The following is a 24162-nucleotide window of genomic DNA, read 5'->3' on the forward strand; positions in this document are numbered from 1 at the left end:
CTCTTGCGCAAACACGCCGCAGCGCGCTCCGTGCAAGCGCCAGGCTCTCGCGCCCCCTCACCGAATTTGCCGTGCCCGACAAGGAGACCGCGCGATGCGGGCTGACCCGATCCAGCGTGCAATCGACGAAGACCTGGTGCGCGTGCTGTACGCACAAGACCCGATCGCTTTCTTCTCGCACTGGTTTTCGATCGCGGTGCTGGTGGCCATTTACTGGCCCGCGATACCGTCGCCGCCGCTTTTCATCGCCTGCTTCGGCTTCTATGCGGCCGCCAACTGCGCGGGTCTCGCGCTATGGATCTCCAATCGGCGCTATCCGCATCTGCTGTCGCCGCGCGGCTGGATCAACGTGCACGCGGTGCGCGGCGTGCTGCTGTACAGCGCACCGGGCATCGCGATCTGGTTTGCGTTCCAGAGTCCGCAGAGCGACTTGCCGCTGCTGCATACGGTGATGCTCGTCACGCTCGCAGCGGGCGTGTTCATGTCGAACGGCTTCGACCTGCTGAACTTCGCCACGGCGATTCCCTTTCTGCTGTTTCCGTCGATCGTGCTGCATTTCGGCATGCATACGTTCGATCGCACGATTCTTGCCATCGTGCTCGCGTTCTTCTTCTGCGCGATCAACGTGTATGCGCTCAGTTACCGCAAACTGTTCCAGCAGGTCGTGCAGGCGCGCGTCGATCAGCAGTACCTGGCGGAATCGCTGGCGGCGCAAAAGCATGTCGCCGAAGAGGCGAGTCTCGCGAAAACGCGCTTTTTCGCGGCGGCGAGCCATGATTTGCGCCAGCCGTTGCACGCAATCGGGCTGCTGGCGGCGTCGCTCAACGATTCCGCCGCGACGCCCGCGCAGCACGCGAAGACCGCCGAGCACATCGTCCATAACGTCGAGGCGCTGAACCAGTTGTTCAACCAGGTGCTCGATCTCGCGCGGCTCGAAAGCGGCGTCACGCAGGTGATCCGCTTGCATTTCCGGCTCTCCGAACTGTTCGAGCGCGTCGGCAGCCAGTATCGTCCGCAAGCGGCGGCGAAGGGGCTCGCGCTGCGGATCGCGCCGACGTCGATGGTGGTCCACGACGATCCCGTGCTGCTCGAACGCGTGCTGAGCAATCTGCTGTCGAACGCGGTCCGCTATACCGAGGAAGGCGCGATCTGGCTCGGCTTCCGGCGCGCGGGGCGAACCAATGGCGGCTATATCGAAGTGCGCGATTCGGGCATCGGCATTCCGGCGCAGGAGCACGAGCGTATTTTCGAGGAGTTCTATCAGGTCGCGAATCCGCAGCGCGACGCGCGCCAGGGGCACGGCCTCGGCCTGCCGACGGTGAAGCGCCTCGTCGGCATGCTGGGCGGCGAATTGCAGTTGCGCTCGGCACCGGGCCGCGGCTCGGTGTTCCGCTTTCCGGTGCAGGCGGGCGACGCGAGCGGCATCGTCGCAAGTCTGAACGAGGCGGTGACGGGCGGACCGACGGCGCAAGGGCGCCGCGTGCTGTGCATCGACGACGAGCCGTCGATTCTCGAAGGTCTTTCGAGCCTGCTCGGCCGCTGGGGCTGCATCGTGCAGGGCGTACGCGACGAAACCGCCGCATTGGCCATGCTCGAGGACGGTTTCGTCCCCGACGCGGTGCTTTGCGATTACCAGTTGGCCAATCACCGCACGGGCGCGCAGGCGCTGACGGCGGTGCGCAGCGAACTGGCGCGCTCGGGCCACGAAGGTGTGGTGATGCTGCTGATTACGGGCGATATGGCGTCGGCGGAACTGGCGGCGCTCGCCGCACAAGGCATTCCGGTGTTGCACAAGCCGGTGGCGGCGGCGCGCTTGCGGCGCACGCTCGACATGCTGTGGCAGCAGGCGGAGATCGATAAAGGACCAACGCCGCCGCCCGCTACAGCGTTCTCCCCGCTTCAAGCCAGCCGTTGATCACGGCGATTGCCGTCGACCGGTTGTGCACGCCGAGCGCCCGGAAGATCACCGACAGATGCACCTTCACCGTGCCCTCGGCCACGCCGAGTTCGCGCGCGATCATCTTGTTGGTCCAGCCGCGATGCACGAGCCGCATGATGTCCTGCTGACGCGGCGACAGGTTTTCCAGCAAGTGTTGCTGATGCGGCTGCAACGGCTGAAGTTGCACGATGGGCTCGGTGAGCGTCGCGGTGCCTGGGTTTTGGCCCGCTGCGGTGCTCGCCACCGGTTGAGGCGAAGCGGCGGCGCGCTCCGCGCATGCCTGCGCCGGTTGCGCATCGCGCGAGCCGAGCAGGCTCAGCGCTTCCATCGGCACATAAGCGCCGCCGGACAGCACGAGTTCGATCGCCTTCAGCATCACGCTCGCGGGCTGCCGCTTCGGCACGAAGCCGAGCGCGCCGGCGGCCAGCACTGCGCGCATCTCGTCTGGCGACTCCTCGGCGGAAAGGACGACCACCGGCAGCGCCGGATTCGCCTTCAACAGCATTTCCAGCGACGACGCTCCGCTCATGCCCGGCATATGCAGATCGACGATCGCGAGATCGTGATCCGCGTCGGGCCGCGCGGCTGCGGCGAGGGTTTCCCAGGTATCGGCTTCGTCGAATTGGGCGTCGGCATCCAGCCCGCGCAGCATTCCCTTGACGCCTTGCCGGATCAGTTCATGGTCGTCCGCCACAAGAAACTTCATGATGTCTCCACGAGTCGAGCTTGCGTGTTGTGGACTACCGCTGTTGCCAGGCCCCGTTTTACTTCTATTGTCGTGAATCGCATCATTGCCGGCTACCCCGTGATCTAAGCCGATCGGTTGACGCGGCGGCCTTGCGGCTCGCCGCGCCGGTCATTCTCTGCTTGTGGCATCGCCGGCGCCACGTTTTTTTGTGTGCCCTGTGCGGGAGGTCTCTCTCGCGCATCGGCCCCGGCTTGCTAGGTAGACGAGCCGCGCGCGCCGTTTTTTAAGCGCCGCCAGCCGGACGCAAGAGCTTATGCGGCATGGATCGAATTGCCCGCGCGCGCACGCGGCGAGCGGCTATTTCACGGCAAACAGCGTCGCATTCATCAGAAGCTTGAACGCGTAACCGAGCGACATCGCCGAGCCCACGCCGAAGCACCAGAGCGCGATGAACCAGAGCCAGCCTGGCAGCCTGCGCGCCGATCTGATTCTAGTGATAGTGATGTTGGTCGCCATGACGCACCTTTCCGCGGAAAACCCAGTAACCCATCGTCGTATAGGCGACGATGATCGGCAGAATCACGGCTGCGCCGACCAGCGTGAAGGTCTGGCTCGAGCGCGGCGCGGCTGCTTCCCACAGCGTCACGCTCGACGGAATCGCGTACGGCCACAAGCTCACCAGCAGCCCGCCGTAACCGAGCAGCACGAGCAGGAGCGCGAGCACGAACGGCATGTTGTCATGCCGCTCGCGCACCGCGCGGCGCATGAAGAACGCGCAGACCGCGACCATGAACGGCACGGGCAGCAGCCGGTAGAACAGGCCGTCGTCGAACCAGCGTTGCGCGATGTTCGCGTCCTGCAGCGGCGTCCACAGGCTCACCATCGCGATGAAGCCGAGCAGCACGACCGTCAGCGGCCACACCATGCGATGCAGGCGGCGCTGCAGATCGCCTTCCGTCTTCGCGACGAGCCAGCAGCAGCCGAGCAGCGCGTAAGTAACGACGAGTCCGAGGCCCGCCAGCAGGCTGAACGGCGTAAGCCAGCCGAAGGCGTCGCCGGCATACGCGCCGTCGATCACCGGAATGCCTTGCAGAAACGCGCCCAGCGCGACGCCCTGGAAAAACGCCGCGCCCGCCGAGCCGCCGATGAACGCGAGATCCCACAGGTGCTTCGTTCGATTCGCCTTCGCGCGAATCTCGAATGACACGCCGCGAAAGATCAGGCACACGAGCATGAAGACGAGCGGCAGATAAAGCGCGGACAGCACGGTCGAATACACCATCGGAAAGACGGCGAAGAGGGCGGCGCCGCCCAGCACCAGCCAGGTTTCGTTGCCGTCCCAAACGGGCGCGACGGTGTTCATCATCAGGTCGCGTTCTTTCTCGTCGGGGAAAAACGGAAACACGATGCCGATGCCGAGGTCGAAGCCGTCCAGCACCACATACATGAAAAGGCCTAGCGCGATGATCGCGGCCCACACTACGGTTACGTCCATTTTGTGACTCGGCTAAGAGAAGAGATCGGGTTACGCGGCGTCGATCGCCTGATCGGCGGCGGAGAAAGGGCGGCGCGCGGTCTGGTCCGGCGTGTGGGCAGGCGCGTCGTGCGGCGTCTGTCCGGGCAGCGCCGGGCCGGAGCGCATCAGCTTGAGCATGTAGTAGATGCCCGTGCCGAACACGAGGAAATACACGACCACGAAGGCCATCAGCGAAATGCCGACCTGCTGCGCGGTAAGCGGCGACACGGCCTGCGACGTGCGCATCACGCCGTACACGACCCACGGCTGACGGCCAACTTCAGTGGTCACCCAGCCGGCCAGCAGCGAGATGAAACCGCTCGGACCCATCGCTACCGCGACGCGCTGGAACCACTTCGACTCGAACAGCGTGCCGCGGCGGCGCAGCACCCATGCGGCAATCGACATCGCGATCATCAGCATGCCGAGCCCGGCCATGATGCGAAAGCTCCAGAACACCACCGTCGAATTCGGCCGGTCTTGCGGCGGGAATTCCTTGAGGCCGCGAATTTCGCCGTCCCAGCTATGCGTGAGGATCAGGCTGCCCAGGTGTGGAATCGACACCGCATAGCGCGTGGTTTCCGCCTGCATGTCGGGGATGCCGAACAGGTTGAGCGCGGTGCCGCCTTTCTCGGTTTCCCACAAACCTTCGATTGCCGCGATCTTCGCCGGCTGATATTCGCGCGTGTTCAAACCATGCTGATCGCCGACGACCGCCTGGATCGGCGTGAGAATCAGCAGCAGCCAGAGCGCCATCGAGAACATCTTCTTGACGGCCGGATCGCGCCGTCCGCGCAGCAGATGCCACGCGCCGACCGCGGCGACCACGAGCCCCGCGACGATGAACGCCGCGAGCGCCATATGCGCGAGCCGGTACGGGAACGACGGGTTGAAGATGATCTTGAACCAGTCGAGCGGCACGACCTGGCCGTTCACCACCTCGAAGCCTTGCGGTGTCTGCATCCAGCTATTCGACGCGAGAATCCAGAAGGTCGAGATGAGCGTGCCGATCGCGACCATCAGCGTCGCGCCGAAATGCGCGCGCGGGCTCACGCGCTGCCAGCCGAACAGCATGATGCCGAGGAAGCCGGCTTCGAGAAAGAACGCGGTCATGACCTCGTACATCAGCAAAGGTCCGGTGACGGGTCCGGCGAAACTCGAGAAGCCGGACCAGTTGGTGCCGAACTGATAGCTCATCACGACGCCGGAGACGACGCCCATGCCGAAGGCGACGGCGAAGATCTTCGACCAGAAGAGGCACAAGTCCTTGTAGTAGGTCTTGCCGGTTTTGAGCCAGCGCCATTCGAGCACGGCGATGAAACTCGCGAGGCCGATGCTCAGTGCCGGAAAAACGATGTGAAACGAAACGGTGAACGCAAACTGGATGCGGGCGAGGTCGAATGCCGATATTGCGGAGTTCATGATCGTGAAGGCGTGATGCCGCTCGTTGCGGACTACGCGCGTCGACCGGTGTCGGTGCGCACTGCGTTTCGCAGATGGCCGAAGATTAGGCCAACGCGGCGAATTATGCTGCGGCGCGACGTGCGTCAAAGAACCGCGTTGTTTTGTGCGGTTTTGCCGTTCGCGCGTGGCAAACGACTGATCTGTATCAGCTTTTTCTTATTGCTTGCGAGGACGCGTTTTGCGCCAGACGGGCGTGAGTGCGGCAATCGACCGCGTCGCAGCAAACGGTGGGCGCGGGAGTTGGGTTGTGGCGAAGGCTGCTTGTCGAAAGCGATGCGGTTTGCGGCGGTGGCCAATGGCGTCGGTGAGTGTGGAATGCGGTGGGTTTGTTTTCAATGTCATACGACATCGCACCATAAATTGAGCCTGCGGCTTGTCGTTCAGTGCCTGAAAGCATCGAAAGGCACGCCGCGACCTCGGGTAAATGCCTAGTTGAAATCCGATTCCGCATCGTTGATAGTACGTTATCGTACAACTAGCCCGCGCACGAGCCGGTGCAGTAAAGGAACCCCTATGAAGAAGATTGCCCTTAGTGGCGCCGGTGGCCAGCTTGGCTCGGTCGTGCGCGCCGCGTTCATTGCGCGCGGCACGCCGCTGCGTTCGGCGGCCGGCTCGAAGCCGCTCACGCCGCTCATCGACGGCGAGGATGTGATGCACGGCGACCTGCGCGATCCGGCGGTCGTCGACCGGCTGCTGGAAGGCGTCGATGTACTGATCCATTTCGCCGGCACGAGCGTCGAGCGTCCGCTGCCCGAGATCATCGAAAACAATTTGCGCGGTCTCGTGGAGGTGTACGAGGGCGCGCGGCGTCACGGCGTGAAGCGCATCGTGTTCGCCAGCTCGAATCACGCGATCGGCATGTATCCGGTGACGGATCGGCTGAGCCTCGATTGCGAACTGCGTCCCGACGGTTTTTATGGCCTCAGCAAGGTCTGGGGCGAAGCGCTCGCCCGCATGTACTGGGACAAGCACGGCATCGAGAGCGTGTGTGTGCGCATCGGCAGTTGCCTCGAGCGTCCGACCGAGCCGCGCCATCTCAGCACCTGGTTCGGCCACGCGGACCTGATGCATTTCCTCGACCGCTGCATCGAAGCCGACGATCTCGGCTTCATCACCGTGTGGGGCGTGTCGGCCAATACGCGTAGCTGGTGGGACAACAGCGGCGCAGCGCGCCTCGGCTACACGCCGAAGCAGAACGCCGAAGACTACGCCGACGAAATCCTGGCCCGTCCGAATCCGCTCGATGCGCTGGGCCAGCGCTTCCAGGGCGGCGGCTTTGTCGGCATCGATTATTCGCGGCGTGAGGAAGAGGGCGCCGGCACGGGCGCGGGCAGCGCTTCGGCGGCGCGGCCGGCCTGAAGCAAGTTAAAGCATTACCAGGAGACGCAGCAATGAAGATCAAGGGCATCCGCTGGTGGATGGTCAGTCTGGTCGCAGCCGGGCTCATCATCAATTATCTGGCGCGCAATACGTTGTCGGTGGCCGCGCCGACGCTGATGAAAGACCTGCACATCACGACTGAGCAATATGCTCACGTCGTGGTCGCATGGCAGCTTTGCTATGCGTTCATGCAGCCGGTCGCGGGCTTTCTGCTCGATACGGTCGGCACCAAGATCGGCTTCGCGGCGTTCGCGCTGGCCTGGTCGCTCGCCTGTGCGGCGGCAGCGTGGTCGACGGGATGGCGCAGCCTCGCTTTCTTCCGCGGCCTGCTCGGCATTGCCGAGGCGGCGGGCATTCCGGCCGGCGTGAAAGCCACGAGCGAATGGTTTCCGGCCAAGGAGCGTTCGGTGGCGATCGGCTGGTTCAACATCGGTTCGTCGATCGGTGCACTGCTCGCGCCGCCGCTCGTGGTCTGGGCGCTGTTGCATGGGCAGTGGCAACTGGCGTTCGTGATCGTCGGCGTGGCGGGGATTGTGTGGAGCGCCGTGTGGATGGTGCTGTACAAGCATCCGCGCAAGCAGAAGCTGCTCGGCGACGCGGAGCGCGACTACATCCTGAGCGGTCAGGAAGCGAAGCATAGCGACGATGGCGCGCCCAAGCGCAACTGGTTCGCGATGATGAAAAGCCGCGACTTCTGGGCGATCGGCATTCCGCGCATTTTGTCCGAGCCGGCATGGCAGACCTTCAACGCGTGGATTCCGCTTTACATGATGACCGAGCGTCACATGAACCTGAAGGAAATCGCGCTGTATGCGTGGATGCCGTTCCTCGCCGCGGATATCGGCTGCGTGCTCGGCGGTTATCTGAGCCCGCTGTTTCACAAGTACGCGAAGGTTTCGCTGTTCACGTCGCGCAAGATGGTGTTCGTGGTCGGCGCGCTGTGCATGATCGGGCCGGCGTGCGTGGGCCTCGTTGCGAGTCCGTATGTGGCCGTTGCGCTGTTGTGCGTGGGCGGCTTTGCGCACCAGACGCTGTCGGGCGCGTTGTACGCGATCACGTCGGATATGTTCGGCAAGAACGAAGTCGCGACGGCCACCGGCATGGGCGGCATGGCCGGCTATCTCGGCGCGGCGGCTTTCACGGCGCTGTTCGGCGTGCTCGTGACGCAGGTCGGCTACAGCCCGCTCTTCGTGGTGCTCGCGGTGTTCGACATCATCGCGGCCGGCGTGGTGTGCCTGCTCGCGAAGAGCGCGGACAAGACGCCTGAGCCGCGCTGGTCGCAGGCGAATGGCGCGGTGCCGGCCAAGTAATCGACGCAGATATTCGACGAAGATTCGACGAACACATTCGACGAAGCGTGCGCGCCGGCATCACGCGGCGCTGACGTCCAGCGAAAGCGGCGCCTGCGGGCGCCGTTTTCGTTCACGGGTCAGTCCGTTGCACACCGCCGCAAGCCTCGCCGCGAACGCCGCCCAGCCGCACTTGCGACCCGCACACCGCCGGACCCTGTGGGATAATTGCGCGTTTTGCCCGCGGCGCGGCTCACGAGGTTGTTCGCACGGGCGCTCGAGGGGCCGTCACTCCCTTGGCCCGCTTCTTTCAAGCGATATTCATTCAACAACCACGATGCCCGCATACCGTTCCAAAACATCCACCGCCGGCCGCAACATGGCGGGCGCGCGCTCGCTGTGGCGCGCCACCGGCATGAAAGACGAAGACTTCTCGAAGCCGATCATCGCGGTCGTCAATTCGTTCACGCAGTTCGTGCCCGGCCATGTGCACCTGAAAGATCTCGGTCAGCTCGTCGCGCGCGAGATCGAGGCCGCCGGCGGCGTCGCCAAGGAATTCAACACCATCGCCGTCGACGACGGCATCGCGATGGGCCACGACGGCATGCTGTATTCGCTGCCGAGCCGCGACATCATCGCGGATTCGGTGGAATACATGGTCAACGCGCACTGCGCCGACGCGATGGTGTGCATCTCCAACTGCGACAAGATCACGCCTGGCATGCTGATGGCCGCGATGCGCCTGAACATTCCGGTGATCTTCGTGTCGGGCGGCCCGATGGAAGCGGGCAAGACGCGCCTCGCCAATCCGAAGACCGGCACCATCGAATTCAAGAAGCTCGATCTCGTGGATGCAATGGTGATCGCCGCCGACAAGGCGTATTCCGACGCCGACGTCGCCGAAGTCGAGCGTTCCGCATGTCCGACGTGCGGCTCGTGCTCGGGCATGTTCACGGCCAATTCGATGAACTGCCTCACCGAGGCGCTCGGTCTTTCCCTGCCGGGCAACGGCACGGTGGTCGCCACGCACGCGGACCGCGAGCAGCTCTTCAAGCGCGCGGGCCGTCGCATCGTCGGACTGGCCCGCGAGTATTACGAAGAGGAAAAGGCGAGCGTGCTGCCGCGCGCGGTCGGCTTCAAGGCGTTCGAAAACGCGATGACGCTCGACATCGCGATGGGCGGCTCGACCAACACGATTCTGCATTTGCTGGCCATCGCGCGTGAAGCCGAGATCGACTTCACGATGACCGACATCGACCGCCTGTCGCGCGTCGTTCCGCAACTGTGCAAGGTGGCGCCCAACACCAACAAGTACCACATCGAAGACGTGCATCGCGCGGGCGGCATCATGGCGATCCTCGGCGAGCTGGATCGCGCGGGCAAGCTGCACACCGACGTGCCCACGGTCCACGCGCCGACGCTGAAAGACGCGCTCGATCAGTGGGACATCGTTCGCACTGACGACGAAGCGGTCCGGACTTTCTACATGGCCGGTCCCGCAGGCGTGCCGACGCAGGTGGCGTTCAGCCAGAACACCCGCTGGCCGAGTCTCGATCTGGATCGCGCCGAAGGCTGCATCCGTTCGTACGAGCACGCGTTCTCGAAGGAAGGCGGCCTTGCGGTGCTGACCGGCAACATCGCGCTCGACGGCTGCGTGGTGAAAACCGCCGGCGTCGACGAAAGCATTCTGGTGTTCGAAGGCACCGCGCACGTCACCGAATCGCAGGACGAAGCGGTCGAGAACATTCTCGCGGGCAAGGTGAAGGCGGGCGACGTGGTGATCGTCCGTTACGAAGGTCCGAAGGGCGGGCCGGGCATGCAGGAAATGCTTTACCCGACGAGCTACATCAAGTCGCAAGGTCTCGGCAAAGCCTGCGCGCTGCTGACGGACGGCCGCTTCTCGGGCGGCACGTCGGGGCTGTCGATCGGCCACTGTTCGCCGGAAGCGGCGGCGGGCGGCGCGATCGGCCTCGTGCGCGACGGCGACAAGATCCGCATCGACATTCCGAACCGCACGATCGACGTGCTGCTGTCCGACGCGGAGCTGGCAAGCCGCCGCGAGGAGCAGAACGCGAAGGGATGGAAGCCGGCGAAGGCGCGTCCGCGCCGGGTGTCGGCGGCGCTCAAGGCTTACGCGAAGCTGGTGATGTCGGCCGACAAGGGCGCGGTGCGCGATCTGTCGTTGCTGGAAGATTGATTTTTGCTCAGCGCGTCATGCGCTGTTAGCAATAAAAACCGTAGAAAAACCGCTCTCCCGAGCGGTTTTTTTTCACAACGCGGCGCAGCAGCAACTCCGCCGTGTTCGCTGCTTACCGCTGATCGACCACGTTCGTGTTGTACGTCGTCCCTCCGATCACGACGTTCTTCAACGCAATGCCGTTGACGTTGTACGCATAGATCGGCCCCGGCGTGGTGGCGTTGGCCGGTCCCGCGCAAACGGCAGTGCCGAGATTGCAGTTCGAGATCGTCACGCCGGTGATCGGCGGAACGGTCGGCGCGGGCGTCGGTCCGTTGTAGTCGAATGCGACGGGGCCTTGCGCGACGATCGCCTGAAAACACGAAGCCGTGACGCCGTTGAGCGTGACGTTGCTCGCCTGCACGTTCGAGATGTTGACGTTCTGCACCACTGCCGGCCGCGTTCTGATTGCGTCGTTGGCCGGCTGATAATCGCAGTCGAATGTAATCAGGCCGCCCTGAGCCGCGGACGGATTGGCCGCAGTCGCAGTCACCACGCCAAGCGGCACCGTGCCGTTGATCGGGCTGCCGGCGAGCAGCGCGCTGCCGTAGCCGCCGCCTTTCAGCGCGACGCCATTCGGCAACGTGACCTTGTCCACGTAGAAGTTCTTCACGAAGCCGCCGCGATTCATATTGGTCTTGATGCGGATCGCGATATTGAGCGGATTGGTCGCCCAGTTCTGATTCAGCATCTGGAGATTGCGCGCGTAAATGTTCTGCACGCCGCCGCCCATTTCGCTGCCGAGCGTAATGCCGCCGTGGCCGCTATTCATCGTGCAGTTCTGGATCACGTGATTTTGCGCGGGACCGTATTGCGTATCGAGATCCTTGCCCGACTTGATCGCGATGCAGTCGTCGCCCGTGTTGAAGGTCACGCCGTCGCACAGCACGTTGTCGCACGCGTCGGGATCGAAGCCGTCGTTATTCGGACCGATGCTGTTGGTCGTCACGCCGCGAATCACGACGTTCTTGCAATCGGTCGGATGATGCTGCCAGAACGGCGTGTTGTTCGTGGCGTAGTTTTCCATCAGCACATTCGTGCAGCCGATGAACTCGACCATGCATGGGCGCAGATAGTGACCGAGGCCGAAGATGCGCTTCGCAATCGGCACGCCCGCTTCCGAGAGCGCGGGCAAGTAGTTCTGGTCCTCTTGCCAGGGCGTCGTCGGACTCGTCAACTGTGTGTAGAGCGCGTCGGAAATGCCGGGCGCAACAGTTCGCAGATCCACGTTGCTCGGATTCTTGTAGACCTGCGAGGGCGTCGACGAACTCACGCAACCGTAGGCCCCATTCGATCCCTTGAAGGTCCACCAGCACGTCGCGGTGTTGCCCGAGCCGGCGAACGGCGTCATCGCCTGACCGTTCAGCACCGAGGTCGCGTCTTCGCCGGTCAGCGCGATGTTCGACTGATTGCGCGCGTAGACGGGCGAGCCGAAGTTCAGGCAATCATTCGCCTGCCAGCGGCTGTAAAAGAGGTTGCCATTCGCGCCGCAGTTGACCGGTCCGTCCTTCGCGTAGTCGGCGGGATTCGGGCTGAAATAGATCGTGCAATTGGCGCTCAAATGAAAATTGACGTTGCTGAGCAGCACGATCGGACCCGCGCAATACCAGTTGCCGGACGGCACCACGACGCGGCCGCCGCCCGCCGCGTTGGCTGCCTGAATCGCGGCGAGGAACGCCGGGCGCGAGTCGAATGAAGACGCCGCGTTGGTCTGGTTGGAGCCGGGGCTCGCGGGCGACGACAAGCCTGTGTACGGATTGGTTGCCGCGACCACCGCGCACGGCTGCGCGCCGTATTGCGTAACGACGAAGTCGCGCGACGGGAACATCGACTGTTTGATGCCGGCGAGCGAAGCGACGATCTGCGTCGCGGCGCCGTAGCTGCCCCAGATCGGATCTTCGGGTGTGAGGCCCGAACTGCCCGAGCCGCCGCACGCGGACAGACCGCCGAGCAGCGTCGCGCCCGCGGAGGTGCCGGCGAACACCATGAACGCCCGGCGTCCAGGTGAATAAGGTTCGGCATGAGCCGCGTTCGCCGATGCTGCCCGCTTGCCGCTGTTTTTATAGTGACTCGCCACGAATGTCTCCTTGCCCTTCAGGGCGTTGTAAATAATCGTCGATGCTCGAAAGTACGGCGTTCATTGCGATTGCTTTTGTTAAGTCAGTCATCCTTAATAATTGAAAGAAACGAAGGGAATTTGTCGGTTTGCGCGCGCCCAGAACGCAACACGCGCCGCTTTACCCATTCATCGACGTCGAACGGGCGAAGCGGCGCGGCGGAACGCGCGTGATGGATCAGGTTGTTTGCTGGCCGATCTCGTGATTGGCGAGCACTTCGAGCGCACGCACCATCGCCGAGTGATCCCATGCCTTGCCGCCGTGCGCGACGCACGCATTGAACAGTGCCTGACAGGTGGCGGTATTCGGCAACGAAACGCCGAGCGTCTGCGCGGTCGACAGCGCGAGATTCAAATCCTTCTGATGCAGTTCGATGCGAAAGCCCGGGTCGAACGTGCGCTTCGTCATCCGTTCGCCGTGCACTTCGAGAACGCGCGACGACGCGAAGCCGCCCATCAACGCTTCGCGCACGCGCGCCGGGTCCACGCCCGCTTTCGACGCGAGCAGCAGCGCTTCGCCGACCGCCTCGATCGTGGCCGCGACGATCACCTGATTGGCGACCTTGCACACCTGGCCCGCGCCGACCGCGCCGATCAGCGTGACGTTCTTGCCCATCATGTCGAACAGCGGCTTCACGCTGTCGAAGGTGGCCTGCTCGCCGCCGACCATGATGGTGAGCGACCCGGCCTTCGCGCCGACTTCGCCGCCCGATACCGGCGCATCGAGATAATCCGCGCCCGTTTCGCGCACGCGAGCGGCGAACTCGCGCGTGGCCATCGGCGAGATCGAACTCATGTCGACCACCGTTTGACCCGCATGCAACGCGCTCGCCAGTCCGTTCTCGCCGAACAGCACGCGCTCGACGTCCGGTGTGTCCGGCACCATGATGAAGATGATGTCGGCCTGCGCCGCGACGGCGGCGGGGCTGTCGCATGCCTGTGCGCCGGCCTTGGTGAGATCGTCGGGCACGCCGCTGCGCGTGAAGGCGGCGAGCGTGACGCCGTTCTTGAGAAGATTCGCGGCCATGGGCTTGCCCATGATGCCGAGTCCGATAAAGCCTGCTTTTTGCATGGAATGCTCCAGAGATGTCATGGCGGCCTGGTTTGTGCCTGCGCTGCGCGTGGCTTAGCTCTGGCCAGCCGGTTTCTTGATGAAGTGTTGATGGACGGCCTGCGCGGCGTTTCGCAACAGCCCGAGGTCGGCGCACACGGCGATGACGCGGCAGCCCATCGCCAGATAGCGTTCGGCGTCGGCTTGCACCGGCGCAAGAATGCCGCTCGGTTTGCCCGCGGCCTGCGCGCGTTCGAACACATGGGCGATCGCCTGCTGCACGTCGGGATGCGCGGCGTTGCCGAGATGTCCGTACGCGGCCGCGAGGTCGGATGGGCCGACGAATACCGCATCGACGCCGTCGACGGCAAGAATCGCGTCGATCGAGTTCACGGCCTGACGGCTCTCTATCTGCACGATGACGCAGACGTTGTCGTTGGCAATGTCAAAATAGTCGGGTACCGTCGCGTAGCGGTTGCCGCGGTGGCCCACCGAGACGCCGCGAACGCCTTGCGGCGGATAGCGCGTGGCGGCGACCGCGCGCGCCGCGTCGTCGGCGTTATCGACGAACGGCACGAGGAAGTTGGAAAAGCCGCTGTCCAGCAGCCGCTTGATGACGACGCTCTCGTTGGCCGGCGGGCGCACGACCGGCGCGCTGCGGCTGTCCTTGAGCGCCATCAGTTGCGGGATCAGCGTGAGGACGTCGTTGGGCGCGTGTTCGGCGTCCAGCAGCAGCCAGTCGAAGCCGATCACGCCGAGCAGTTCGGCGACAATCGGGCTCGCGAGCGAGGCCCAGCAGCCGACCAGCGTTTCACCGCTGCGCACGGCGTGGCGGAAGCTGTTGGGAAGAGACTGATAAGGCTGGCAGGGCGCGGCTGGCATGAACGTATTCCTCGAACGGCAAATGGATCGGGTTAAGTTCCGACGATGGCTGAACCGCACGTTATAGGTCGTCGTATATCTTATCCAGATTAGCACCCGATTCGGCCGTTGTAACGGTCACGTTAACCCGGAATGACGCTGAAAGCCCATGTGCGAGTAGGCGGTTCCGGTTGCATCGGCACACCCGTATGTTGTAGGATGACTTATATCTAGCGCTCTAATACAAGGAAAAGAGACATGTCCCATTCCAGCGAAGTCACCGGTCAGATCACCGGCGAAATGCTGATCGGCCGCAAGGCCGTGCGCGGCGCCGAACAGGCGCTGCACGCGTTCAATCCCACCACCGGCACGGACATCGCCGAGCCGGTTTTCGGCAGCGGCACGGCTAGCGACGTCAACCTCGCCTGCGAACTGGCGGGCAAGGCATTCGATCCGTACCGGCAACTGCCGCTCAGCGTGCGCGCCGAGTTCCTCGAACGTATCGCGGACGGCATCACGGCGTTGGGCGATGCGCTCGTCGAGCGCGCGCAGCAGGAATCCGGCTTGCCGAAGGCGCGTCTGGAAGGCGAGCGCGGCCGCACGACCGGCCAGCTCAAGCTGTTTGCGCAAGTAGTGCGCTCGGGCCAGTGGCTTACCGCGACGCTCGATTCGCCGCTGCCGGACCGCAAGCCGCTGCCGCGTTCCGATCTGCGCATGCAAAGGATTCCGGTGGGACCGGTCGCCGTGTTCGGCGCCAGCAATTTCCCGCTCGCGTTCTCGGTGGCCGGCGGCGACACGGCCGCGGCGCTCGCAGCCGGCTGTCCGGTCGTGGTGAAGGCGCATCGCGCGCACCTCGGGACCTCGGAGATGGTCGGCCGTGTGATCCAGCGCGTCGCAGCGGAAATGGACCTGCCGGAAGGCGTGTTCTCGCTGATCGTCGGCGCAGGCAATTCGGTCGGCGAGGCGCTCGTCGCGCATCCGGCGATCAAGGCAGTCGGCTTCACCGGTTCGCGCGCGGGCGGCTTGTCGCTGATGCGCGTCGCGGCGGCGCGCCCCGAGCCGATTCCGGTCTACGCGGAAATGAGCAGCATCAACCCGGTGTTTCTGCTGTCGAACGCGCTCAAGCAGCGCACCGAGAACATCGCGCGCGGTTTCGTCGATTCGCTCGCACTCGGCGCCGGCCAGTTCTGCACGAACCCGGGCCTCGCGATTGCCGTCGACAGCGATGCGCTGAAGATCTTCGTCGCCACCGCCTCTGAAGCCCTGGCCGCCAAGCCGGCGCAGACCATGCTGACTTCGGGCATCCACTCCGCCTACACGGAAGGCGAGGGCAAGCTGGCCAAGACCGCCGGCGTCGAAACGGTGGCGCGCGGCGCCGACGTAACGGGCCCGAACCAGGCGCGCGCCGCACTGTTCGTGACCGACGCGCAGACGTTCGTCGCCACGCCGGCGCTGGAGGACGAGGTGTTCGGTCCGGCATCGACGATCGTGCGTTGCAAGGACGAAGCCGAGCTGCTGCAAGTTGCCGAGCACTTCGCCGGCCAACTGACGGCCACGATCCAGATGGACGCCGCCGACGTGCCCGCGGCCCAGAAGCTCGTGCCGATTCTCGAGCGCAAGGCCGGGCGTCTGCTGGTCAACGGCTTTCCGACCGGCGTCGAAGTCTGCCACGCGATGGTCCACGGCGGCCCGTTCCCGGCGACCTCCGACAGCCGCGCGACCTCGGTCGGCACGACGGCGATCGAGCGCTTCCTGCGCCCCGTCTGCTATCAGGACTTCCCGGCGGATCTGTTGCCCGAGGCGCTGGCTGACAGCAATCCGCTGAATCTGTGGCGTCGCCGCGATGGCGAGATCACGCGCAGCTAAGCGCGCCTGATTGGCGGCATCGAATGAAAAATGGCCGGGGAGGTGAACTCCCCGGCCATTTTCTTTTTACCGTTGGCGCGTAGTCGTACGTCTATGCGCTTGAAAAACCGGCGCGTTCAGCTATTCGCCTCGGACGTTTCGTTCGCGCGACGCAGCCGTTCGCGGCTATTCGACAGATGCATGCGCATGGCCGCGCGCGCGCCGTCGGCGTCGTGGCGGCTGATCGCTTCGAGAATGCTCTCGTGCTCCAGATTGACGAGCGACAGGTACGCGTCCGGCTCGGCGCGCGCAATGCCCGCGGAATCGAGACGGTTGCGCGGAATCAGCGCGCTGCCCATTTGCGTGAGGATGTCGACGAAATAGCGGTTGCCCGTGGCGCGCGCCACCGAAATATGAAACTGCAGGTCGGCCTCGACGCTGTCGAGTCCGTTATGGCGCGTCGCTTCGATCGCGTCGAGCGCGGCGCGCATGCGCGCGAGGTCTTCGGGCTTGGCGCGCTGGGCCGCGAGACCCGCACATTCCGTTTCGAGGCTGATCCGCAATTCGAGGATGCACAGCACGTCGCGCAGCGTGGTGGCCGGCACCATGTCGATACCGAGCTTTTCGCGCTGCGGCTCGAGCACGAAGCTGCCGATGCCGTGCCGCGTCTCGATGACCTTGCCCGCCTGCAGGCGCGAAATCGCCTCGCGAATGACCGTGCGGCTCACGCTCAGCGTGACCATGAGTTGCGATTCGGTCGGCAGCTTGTCGCCTGGTTTCAGCGCGTTGGACGCGATCTGCTCGGTGACGTAATTGACGACGAGCTCGGCGAGATTACGAGCGCGTCGTGGCGGTGCCGCGGATGCCAGTGGTGTAGCCATCGAAAACGCCCCTTGAATCAGATAGTTGCAGATACTTTCTGCGATCCATTATACCGTCGTCTGACGACTGATTATAGAAAGGCCGGATCAATTTGAGCGGGAGGTGAGGGCCGGGCCGCAGCGCGCGGCCGCGGCCCCAAGCCGGGCGCTGCAATTCGCGCCGCGCTTAGCGCGGGCGCAGCTCCACGCGCTTGATGTCCTTCACGATCACGAGGTAGCTGAACACCGTCAGCAGCGCGTTCGCGCCGACGAACACCAGCGCGCCGTTGAACGAGCCGCTTTGCGCGACCAGGTAGCCGATCACGATCGGCGTGACGATGCCGGCCACGTTGCCGAACATGTTGAAGATGCCGCCCGACAAACCGAGCGCTTCCTTCGGCGACGTATCGGCGACCACCGCCCAGCCGAGCGCGCCGATGCCCTTGCCGAAGAACGCGAGCGACATCAGCGCGACGACGATCCAGTCGGTGGAAACGTAGTTGCAGCCGATGATCGACACCGACAGCAGCATGCCGCCGACAATCGGCACCTTGCGCGCGACGGTCAGCGAATGGCCGCGCCGGATCAGCGAGTCCGACAGAATGCCGCCGAGCACGCCGCCGGAAAATCCGCAGATCGCCGGCAACGACGCGACGAGGCCCGCCTGCAGAATCGTCATGTGACGCGCCTGCACGAGGTAGATCGGAAACCAGGTCAGGAAGAAGTACGTCAGCACGTTGATGCAGTACTGCGCGAGATAGACGCCGACCAGCATCCGGTTCGTCAGCAACTGGCGCACGAGCGACCAGCCGCCGGCCTTTTCGACGTCGGCGGGACCGGTTTTCTGGTGACCGTTGATCACGCCGCCGCCCTGTTCGATGTACTCGAGTTCCGACGCCGACACGCCGGGATGGTCGGCGGGATGCTTCATCACCTTAAGCCAGGTGAGCGCGAGCAGCAAGCCGGCCACGCCCATCACGACGTACACCATGTGCCAGCCGAACGCGTGCGTGAGCCAGGCCATCAGCGGCGTGAAGATCACTGCCGCGAAGTATTGCGCCGAGTTGAAGATCGCCGATGCGGTGCCGCGCTCCTTGGTCGGAAACCAGCTCGCCACGACTTTGGCGTTGGCCGGAAAGGCCGGCGATTCCGCCGCGCCCATCGCGAAACGCAACACGAAGAGACCCGTCACCGCGGCGGCCGCGCTGCCGAGCAAGCCGATCGAGCTTTGCAGCAGCGTGAAGAGCGACCAGAAGAAAATGCTCGCGGCGTACACGCGCCGTGCGCCGAAGCGGTCCAGCAGCCAGCCGGCCGGCAGTTGCGAGGCCACGTAAGCCCAGCTGAACGCGGAGAAAATGTAGCCCATGCGGATCGCGTCGAAGCCGAATTCGGCGCGCATCGCCGAGCCGGTGACCGACAGCGTCGCGCGGTCTGCGTAATTGAACGTGGTGATTACAAAGATAAGAAGCAGGATCGCGTAGCGGACTTTGGTGCGCTTTGCGACGTTGGCGGAACTCGCCGTGCGGCTCATTTCCATGGTCATCTCCTTAATTCTTGTACAAGAGAGCGGGCTCGTGGCCTCGACCGCATGTGCGAAAAACGCCCGGCGACGCGGTCGTCTCCGGGCGCTCCTTGCGCAGCCGTCTATGCGGCTCTCATCTGCGGCAGTTGTCCGCGTGGCCGGCAGTCGATCCGCCGGCCACGCGCGCTGCGTTACTGCGGGCCGAGCGTCTTGATGAGCGCGTCGAGTTGCGCCATTTCTTCTTCGGTCAGATCGGTCAGCGGCGCACGCACCGGGCCGGCGCTGTGGCCGACGAGCTTCGCGCCCGCCTTGACGATGCTCACCGCGTAACCCGCGCGGCGGTTGCGAATCTTCAGGTACGGCAGGAAGAATTCGTCGATCAGTTTGCCGACGGTCGCGTGGTCGTCCGCGGCGATTGCGCGGTAGAAGTCCATCGCGGTCTTCGGAATGAAGTTGAACACCGCCGACGAGTACACCGGCACGCCCAGCGCCTTGTAGGCCGCGGCGTAGACTTCCGCGGTCGGCAGGCCGCCAAGGTACGAGAAGCGGTCGCCCAGACGGCGGCGGATCGTCACCATGTTTTCGATCTCGCCCACGCCGTCCTTGAAGCCGATCAGGTTCGGGCAGCGCTCGGCGAGACCCTCGAGCATGTCGGCGTTAAGCTTCGAATTGGCGCGGTTGTAAATGATCACGCCCATGTTCGGCACCGACTTGCAGACTTCTTCGGCGTGCGCGGCGATGCCTTCCTGGCAGGCTTCCGTCAGATAGTGCGGCATCAGCAGAATGCCGTTTGCGCCGTGGCGTTCGGCTTCTTTCGCATACTCGATGGCGACGCGCGTCGGGCCGCCCGCGCCGGCCAGGATCGGCACCTTGCCCTTGCAGACTTCGGCTGCGGTGCGCACGACGTTCGAATAGTCGTTGTGCGTCAGCGAGAAGAACTCGCCCGTGCCGCCGGCGACGAACAGCGCCGAAGCGCCGTACGGAGCGAGCCATTCGAGGCGCTCGGCGAAGGTGTCGGCGCGGAATTCGCCTTGTGCGTCGAAGTCGGTGACCGGGAAGGAGAGGAGGCCTTCTGAAACGATCTGCTTGAGTTCCTGCGGTGTCGTCATGATGTCTGTATCCAGGCGTCGGTGTAGGTTGGATCAATAGAAATGAAGATTTCTTATACGTCATCGTACAACAACAATTCGGCTAACTCAACGGTGTTTTCGCGGCATAATGGTGCTGTTAGGGTAAATACGGAACATCCCACGCGATTCGCATGTTGTAGGATGACGTATGAATAAGCTGGCGCAGAAGGCGTAAATCGCCATAAGGATCGATGCAATGGAACTTTCACCGCTCTACATTCGCGTTCACCCCAATGACAATGTCGCGATCGTCGTGAACGACGGCGGACTGGGTGAGGGCGCCGTATTCCCCGACGGCCTGGTGCTGCGCGAGCGCGTGCCGCAGGGCCACAAAGTCGCGCTGGCCGATCTGGCCGAGGGCGACGAGGTCATCCGCTATAACGTGGTGATCGGCTATGCGCTGAAGGCGCTGCCCAAGGGAAGCTGGATCAACGAGCACGTGATCCGCATGCCGAGTCCGCCGGGACTCGAAGACTTGCCCATTGCGACGATCAAGGCGCCGGAGATGCCGCCGCTCGAGGGCTACACCTTCGAGGGCTATCGCAACGCGGACGGCTCGGTGGGCTCGCGCAACATTCTGGCGATCACCACGACAGTGCAATGCGTGGCGGATGTGGTCGAACACGCGGTCGTGCGCATCAAGTCTGAGTTGTTGCCGAAGTACCCGAATGTCGACGACGTGGTCGGCCTCGGCCACACCTACGGCTGCGGCGTGGCGATCGACGCGCCCGACGCGATGGTGCCGATCCGCACCGTGCGCAACATCGCGCTGAATCCGAACTTCGGCGGCGAGGTGATGATGGTGAGCCTCGGTTGCGAGAAATTGCAGCCGGAACGCCTGATGCCGCCCGGCACGATTCCGATTGCCGCCGCGCAGAACCCGAGCGAGATCGCGGACATCGGCGATCTTGGCGCCGACGAGAACGGCGACGTCGTCGTGTTGCAGGACGAATCGCACGTCGGCTTCCAGTCGATGATCGACTCGATCATGAGGACCGCGGAAGGTCATCTGAAGCGGCTCAACAACCGGCGTCGCGAGACGTGTTCCGCCGCGGATCTCGTGGTCGGCGTGCAATGCGGCGGCAGCGACGCGTTTTCCGGCCTCACCGCGAATCCGGCCGTGGGCTTCGCGACCGACCTGCTGGTGCGCGCGGGCGCGACCGTGATGTTCTCCGAAGTGACCGAAGTGCGCGACGGCGTCGATCAACTGACGGCGCGCGCGGCGAACGCGGACGTCGCGCAGGCGATCATCCGCGAGATGCAGTGGTACGACGATTATCTGAAGCGCGGCGGCGCGGACCGCAGCGCGAACACCACGCCAGGCAACAAGAAGGGCGGGCTGTCGAACATCGTCGAAAAGGCGATGGGCTCGATCATCAAGTCGGGCAACTCGGCGATTTCGGGCGTGCTGTCGCCGGGCGAGAAAGTGCGCCAGAAAGGGCTGATTTATGCGGCCACGCCGGCAAGCGACTTCATCTGCGGCACGCTTCAACTGGCGGCCGGCATCAATCTGCACGTCTTCACGACGGGCCGCGGCACGCCGTACAGTCTCGCCGAAGTGCCGGTCATCAAGGTCGCGACGCGTTCCGATCTGGCGCGCCGCTGGCATGACCTGATGGACATCAACGCGGGCACCATCGCAACGGGCACGGCGACGATCGAAGAGGTGGGCTGGGAACTGTTCCGCTTCATGCTCGACGTCGCGAGCGGCCGCAAGAAGACCTGCGCCGAGAAGCTGAAGCTGCATAATGCGCTGGCGCTGTTCAATCCGGCGCCGGTGACCTGAGTGCCGCATCTGGCGAGCCGCGAAATTCGCGGCTCGTTTTACGTGGTGGCTTCACTGCTTCGTTAGCTTCATTTGCCTTATTCGCTTCATTCGCCTCATAGACGGCTCAAACGAAAAGACATGACTGATTCGAATTCCGACCACCCATCCTCGAAAAAACCGTTTCGACGCCTGCTGCTCACCGGCGCGGCAGGCAATCTCGGCAAGCAATTGCGCGGCGCGCTGGCCGCGTGGGCCGACGTGGTGCGCGTGACCGACATCGCGCCGCTCGGCGAGCTGGCTGCGCACGAAGAAGCGTCGATCGTCGACCTCGCCGACGAAGCCGCGGTCCTCGCGCTGCTCGAAGGCGTGGATGCGGTGATTCACCTCGGCGGCATCTCCGTCGAAGCGCCGTTCGCGGATCTGCTCGAAGCGAACATTCGCGGTCTCTACAACCTGTATTCGGCCGCGCAGAAGCAGGGCGTGAAGCGCATCGTCTACGCAAGCTCGAATCACGCGGTCGGTTTTCATCCTGTGACGGAAGTGCTTGATACGGATGCGCCGTTGCGCCCCGACAGCCTGTATGGCGTGACGAAATGCTTCGGCGAATCGCTGTCGCGCTATTACTTCGACCGCTTCGGGCTCGAGACGGTGTGTCTGCGGATCGGCTCGTCGTTCGAGCAGCCGAAGAACCCGCGCATGCTCGTCACGTATCTGAGCTATCGCGACTTCATCGAACTCGTGCGCTGTTCGCTGTTCACGAATCGCGTCGGGCACGCGATCGTGTACGGCGTGTCGGATAACCGCACCAAGTGGGTCGATAACACCAAAGCGGCGTTTCTCGGTTTTCGTCCGCAGGACAGTTCCGTGCAGTTCGAGCATCTGTTTCCAGTCACCGCGCCGACCGCCGATCTGGACGATCCCACGCAGCGCTTCCAAGGCGGTCCCTTCGTGCTGGCCGGGCCAATGGAGCCGAAGCGATGAGCGCGGCGGGCAATCCTCGCGTCGAACGCGTCGAACGCGTCGAAGCGGCGGGGCCGGCGCCGGCTGCCGTGGGCGAGAGTCCGGTATGGCGCGCGGCCGAACAGGCGCTTTACTGGGTCGATATTCCGGCGCAAAAAATCGTGCGCTTGCGACTCGAAAGCGGCGAGCGGTCTGAATGGCTGTTGCCGGAGAAGGTCGCGTGCATCGCGTTCGATCGTCGCGGCAACGTGCTCGCGGGCTGTGAGACCGGTCTTTTCGCGGTCACGCTGAGCGACGCTTCGGCGCCTCTTGCGACGCAAGCCGAGCCCGTGAAAGTCAGCGGACGCAAGCTCGCCGCGCCGGTCTTCCCGTTCGGCGACATGCGTTTCAACGACGGCCGCTGCGACCGGCAAGGCCGTTTCTGGGCCGGCACGATGGTGCAGGATATGGCGGCGGCCAACCCGGCCGGCGCGCTGTACCGATTCGACGCGGGCGGCGTGTTGTCGGCGCCGATCGTGGACGGACTCATTACGCAGAATGGCCTCGGCTGGTCGCCCGATGGCAGCACGATGTATCTGTCGGACTCGCACCCGCTGCGCAGACAGATATGGGCTTTCGACTACGACGTCGAAACGGGCGAGCCGCGCAACCGCCGCGTGTTCGCGGACCTGAACCACTATGTGGGGCGGCCCGACGGCGCGGCGGTGGATGCGGACGGCTGCTACTGGATCTGCGCGAACGACGCGGGCGCGCTGCTGCGCTTCACGCCGCAAGGCAAGCTCGACCGGCAGATTGCGGTGCCCGCGATCAAACCCGCGATGTGCGCGTTCGGTGGCCGCGATCTCGACACGCTCTTCGTCACGTCGATTCGCCCGGCGGCCGGCGCGACCGAACACGACGGGCATCTGTTCGCGGTGCGTCCGGGGGTCACCGGCTTGCCCGAGCCGGAATTCGCCGGCGATCTGTAAGCGAAAGAGAGCAGTCGGAAAGAGCGCCGGCGCGGGCAACGCGACCGGCGCTTATTGTTTCACGCTCGTTAATTCATCACTCGTCATACAACATTGTGGCGTCGATACGACGATTTGCGTCATCGTTTTACGAAAAATCGGCGTTCCGGCATTCTCCGCTCGCGTGGATCCCCAATCCCGCCGCTGCCGCGCTTGTCCATGCTGACAGCGCATCCAGGTCATCTCTACCTGATGCCCGTTTCCTCGGGTAAATACCGTCTGTACAACTCAAACTGCGTTTTATAGACTTCGTATGTCGTCGTACAACGTATAAGCGCAAACAGATTGCTTTCTGTACTTTTCGAGATAGCAGCGCATTGCACGGTACGTGGCGGCTTTGGCGTGCGCGATGGTTCACGCCCAGGCATGCCGACGCAGCAGAAGTAAAAGAAGTCGAGTTGTCTGACAGGAGTGCTGATCTTTGTGCCGGGGACGTTGCACGGACAGCACGGCAGGGCGTTCGCCACCGCAGGAGACCGCGGGCGCCGCGCCGGGAGACGCAGCAAAACCATGTCACATCCGAGACTGGC

At 64.1% G+C, this 24162-nt stretch carries 18 protein-coding genes; 8 read left to right on the plus strand and 10 right to left on the minus strand.

What is annotated here, in order from left to right; all coding sequences use genetic code 11:
- Nucleotides 1-94 precede the first annotated feature (94 nt).
- A complete protein-coding gene (locus C8K18_RS26180) occupies nt 95-1915 on the plus strand; it encodes a hybrid sensor histidine kinase/response regulator (RefSeq protein ID WP_107710399.1) in 1821 nt (606 codons plus the stop codon).
- On the opposite strand, the gene C8K18_RS26185 is transcribed toward C8K18_RS26180, so the two are convergent.
- The 4 genes from C8K18_RS26185 to C8K18_RS26195 all read right to left on the minus strand — a co-directional run bounded on the left by C8K18_RS26185 (nt 1881) and on the right by C8K18_RS26195 (nt 5565).
- Nucleotides 1881-2645 (minus strand): response regulator transcription factor, encoded by a 765-nt coding sequence (locus tag C8K18_RS26185; protein WP_107710397.1) that lies wholly within the window; start codon nt 2643-2645, stop codon nt 1881-1883. The genes C8K18_RS26180 and C8K18_RS26185 overlap by 35 nt on opposite strands.
- Before the next feature lie 339 nt (nt 2646-2984).
- Nucleotides 2985-3143: a hypothetical protein gene (locus C8K18_RS33405; RefSeq protein ID WP_006052350.1), complete on the minus strand. Its 159-nt coding sequence runs from the start codon at nt 3141-3143 to the stop codon at nt 2985-2987.
- Nucleotides 3118-4122, minus strand: a complete 1005-nt coding sequence (cydB, locus tag C8K18_RS26190) for a cytochrome d ubiquinol oxidase subunit II (RefSeq protein ID WP_053860239.1) — start codon at nt 4120-4122, stop codon at nt 3118-3120. The genes C8K18_RS33405 and cydB overlap by 26 nt, the downstream gene beginning before the upstream one ends.
- Before the next feature lie 30 nt (nt 4123-4152).
- Nucleotides 4153-5565 (minus strand): cytochrome ubiquinol oxidase subunit I, encoded by a 1413-nt coding sequence (locus C8K18_RS26195; protein WP_006052348.1) that lies wholly within the window; start codon nt 5563-5565, stop codon nt 4153-4155.
- 555 nt (nt 5566-6120) lie between these two features.
- Between C8K18_RS26195 and C8K18_RS26200 the strand changes: the two genes are divergently transcribed.
- The 3 genes from C8K18_RS26200 to ilvD all read left to right on the plus strand — a co-directional run bounded on the left by C8K18_RS26200 (nt 6121) and on the right by ilvD (nt 10473).
- Complete coding sequence (locus C8K18_RS26200) at nt 6121-6966, plus strand: NAD(P)-dependent oxidoreductase (protein ID WP_107710395.1); 846 nt, start codon at nt 6121-6123, stop codon at nt 6964-6966.
- Between the two features lie 32 nt (nt 6967-6998).
- Nucleotides 6999-8297: an MFS transporter gene (locus tag C8K18_RS26205; RefSeq protein ID WP_053860241.1), complete on the plus strand. Its 1299-nt coding sequence runs from the start codon at nt 6999-7001 to the stop codon at nt 8295-8297.
- Between the two features lie 316 nt (nt 8298-8613).
- Nucleotides 8614-10473, plus strand: a complete 1860-nt coding sequence (gene ilvD / locus C8K18_RS26210) for a dihydroxy-acid dehydratase (RefSeq protein WP_029971773.1) — start codon at nt 8614-8616, stop codon at nt 10471-10473.
- A 112-nt stretch (nt 10474-10585) separates the two neighbouring features.
- Here ilvD and C8K18_RS26215 read toward each other — a convergent pair whose 3' ends face one another.
- The 3 genes from C8K18_RS26215 to garL form a co-directional block, all read right to left on the minus strand.
- Nucleotides 10586-12499 carry a glycoside hydrolase family 28 protein gene (locus tag C8K18_RS26215; RefSeq protein ID WP_258196201.1) on the minus strand — a complete coding sequence of 638 codons (1914 nt, stop codon included), beginning with the start codon at nt 12497-12499 and terminating at the stop codon, nt 10586-10588.
- 307 nt (nt 12500-12806) lie between these two features.
- Entirely contained in the window at nt 12807-13721 is a 915-nt protein-coding gene (locus C8K18_RS26220; protein ID WP_107710391.1) for a 2-hydroxy-3-oxopropionate reductase, read from the minus strand.
- Between the two features lie 33 nt (nt 13722-13754).
- Nucleotides 13755-14561: a 2-dehydro-3-deoxyglucarate aldolase gene (gene garL / locus C8K18_RS26225; RefSeq protein WP_107710388.1), complete on the minus strand. Its 807-nt coding sequence runs from the start codon at nt 14559-14561 to the stop codon at nt 13755-13757.
- 237 nt (nt 14562-14798) lie between these two features.
- Between garL and C8K18_RS26230 the strand changes: the two genes are divergently transcribed.
- Nucleotides 14799-16406 (plus strand): aldehyde dehydrogenase (NADP(+)), encoded by a 1608-nt coding sequence (locus C8K18_RS26230; protein ID WP_107710386.1) that lies wholly within the window; start codon nt 14799-14801, stop codon nt 16404-16406.
- A gap of 116 nt (nt 16407-16522) precedes the next feature.
- On the opposite strand, the gene C8K18_RS26235 is transcribed toward C8K18_RS26230, so the two are convergent.
- The 3 genes from C8K18_RS26235 to kdgD all read right to left on the minus strand — a co-directional run bounded on the left by C8K18_RS26235 (nt 16523) and on the right by kdgD (nt 19876).
- Nucleotides 16523-17266: a FadR/GntR family transcriptional regulator gene (locus tag C8K18_RS26235; RefSeq protein WP_006052340.1), complete on the minus strand. Its 744-nt coding sequence runs from the start codon at nt 17264-17266 to the stop codon at nt 16523-16525.
- A gap of 166 nt (nt 17267-17432) precedes the next feature.
- Nucleotides 17433-18782: an MFS transporter gene (locus C8K18_RS26240; RefSeq protein WP_006052339.1), complete on the minus strand. Its 1350-nt coding sequence runs from the start codon at nt 18780-18782 to the stop codon at nt 17433-17435.
- A 176-nt stretch (nt 18783-18958) separates the two neighbouring features.
- Nucleotides 18959-19876 (minus strand): 5-dehydro-4-deoxyglucarate dehydratase, encoded by a 918-nt coding sequence (gene kdgD / locus C8K18_RS26245; protein ID WP_006052338.1) that lies wholly within the window; start codon nt 19874-19876, stop codon nt 18959-18961.
- Nucleotides 19877-20093: 217 nt separating this feature from the next.
- Between kdgD and garD the strand changes: the two genes are divergently transcribed.
- The 3 genes from garD (at nt 20094) to C8K18_RS26260 (ending at nt 23593) form a co-directional block, all read left to right on the plus strand.
- Nucleotides 20094-21683 (plus strand): galactarate dehydratase, encoded by a 1590-nt coding sequence (gene garD, locus C8K18_RS26250; protein ID WP_053860243.1) that lies wholly within the window; start codon nt 20094-20096, stop codon nt 21681-21683.
- Between the two features lie 120 nt (nt 21684-21803).
- A complete protein-coding gene (locus C8K18_RS26255; protein ID WP_107710384.1) occupies nt 21804-22646 on the plus strand; it encodes an NAD(P)-dependent oxidoreductase in 843 nt (280 codons plus the stop codon).
- Nucleotides 22643-23593 (plus strand): SMP-30/gluconolactonase/LRE family protein, encoded by a 951-nt coding sequence (locus tag C8K18_RS26260; RefSeq protein WP_107710382.1) that lies wholly within the window; start codon nt 22643-22645, stop codon nt 23591-23593. Before C8K18_RS26255 ends, C8K18_RS26260 begins: the two co-directional genes overlap by 4 nt.
- The last annotated feature ends 569 nt before the right edge of the window (nt 23594-24162 follow it).

The sequence above is a fragment of the Paraburkholderia sp. GV068 genome (assembly GCF_003058125.1).
Classification (GTDB): Bacteria; Pseudomonadota; Gammaproteobacteria; order Burkholderiales; family Burkholderiaceae; genus Paraburkholderia; species Paraburkholderia graminis.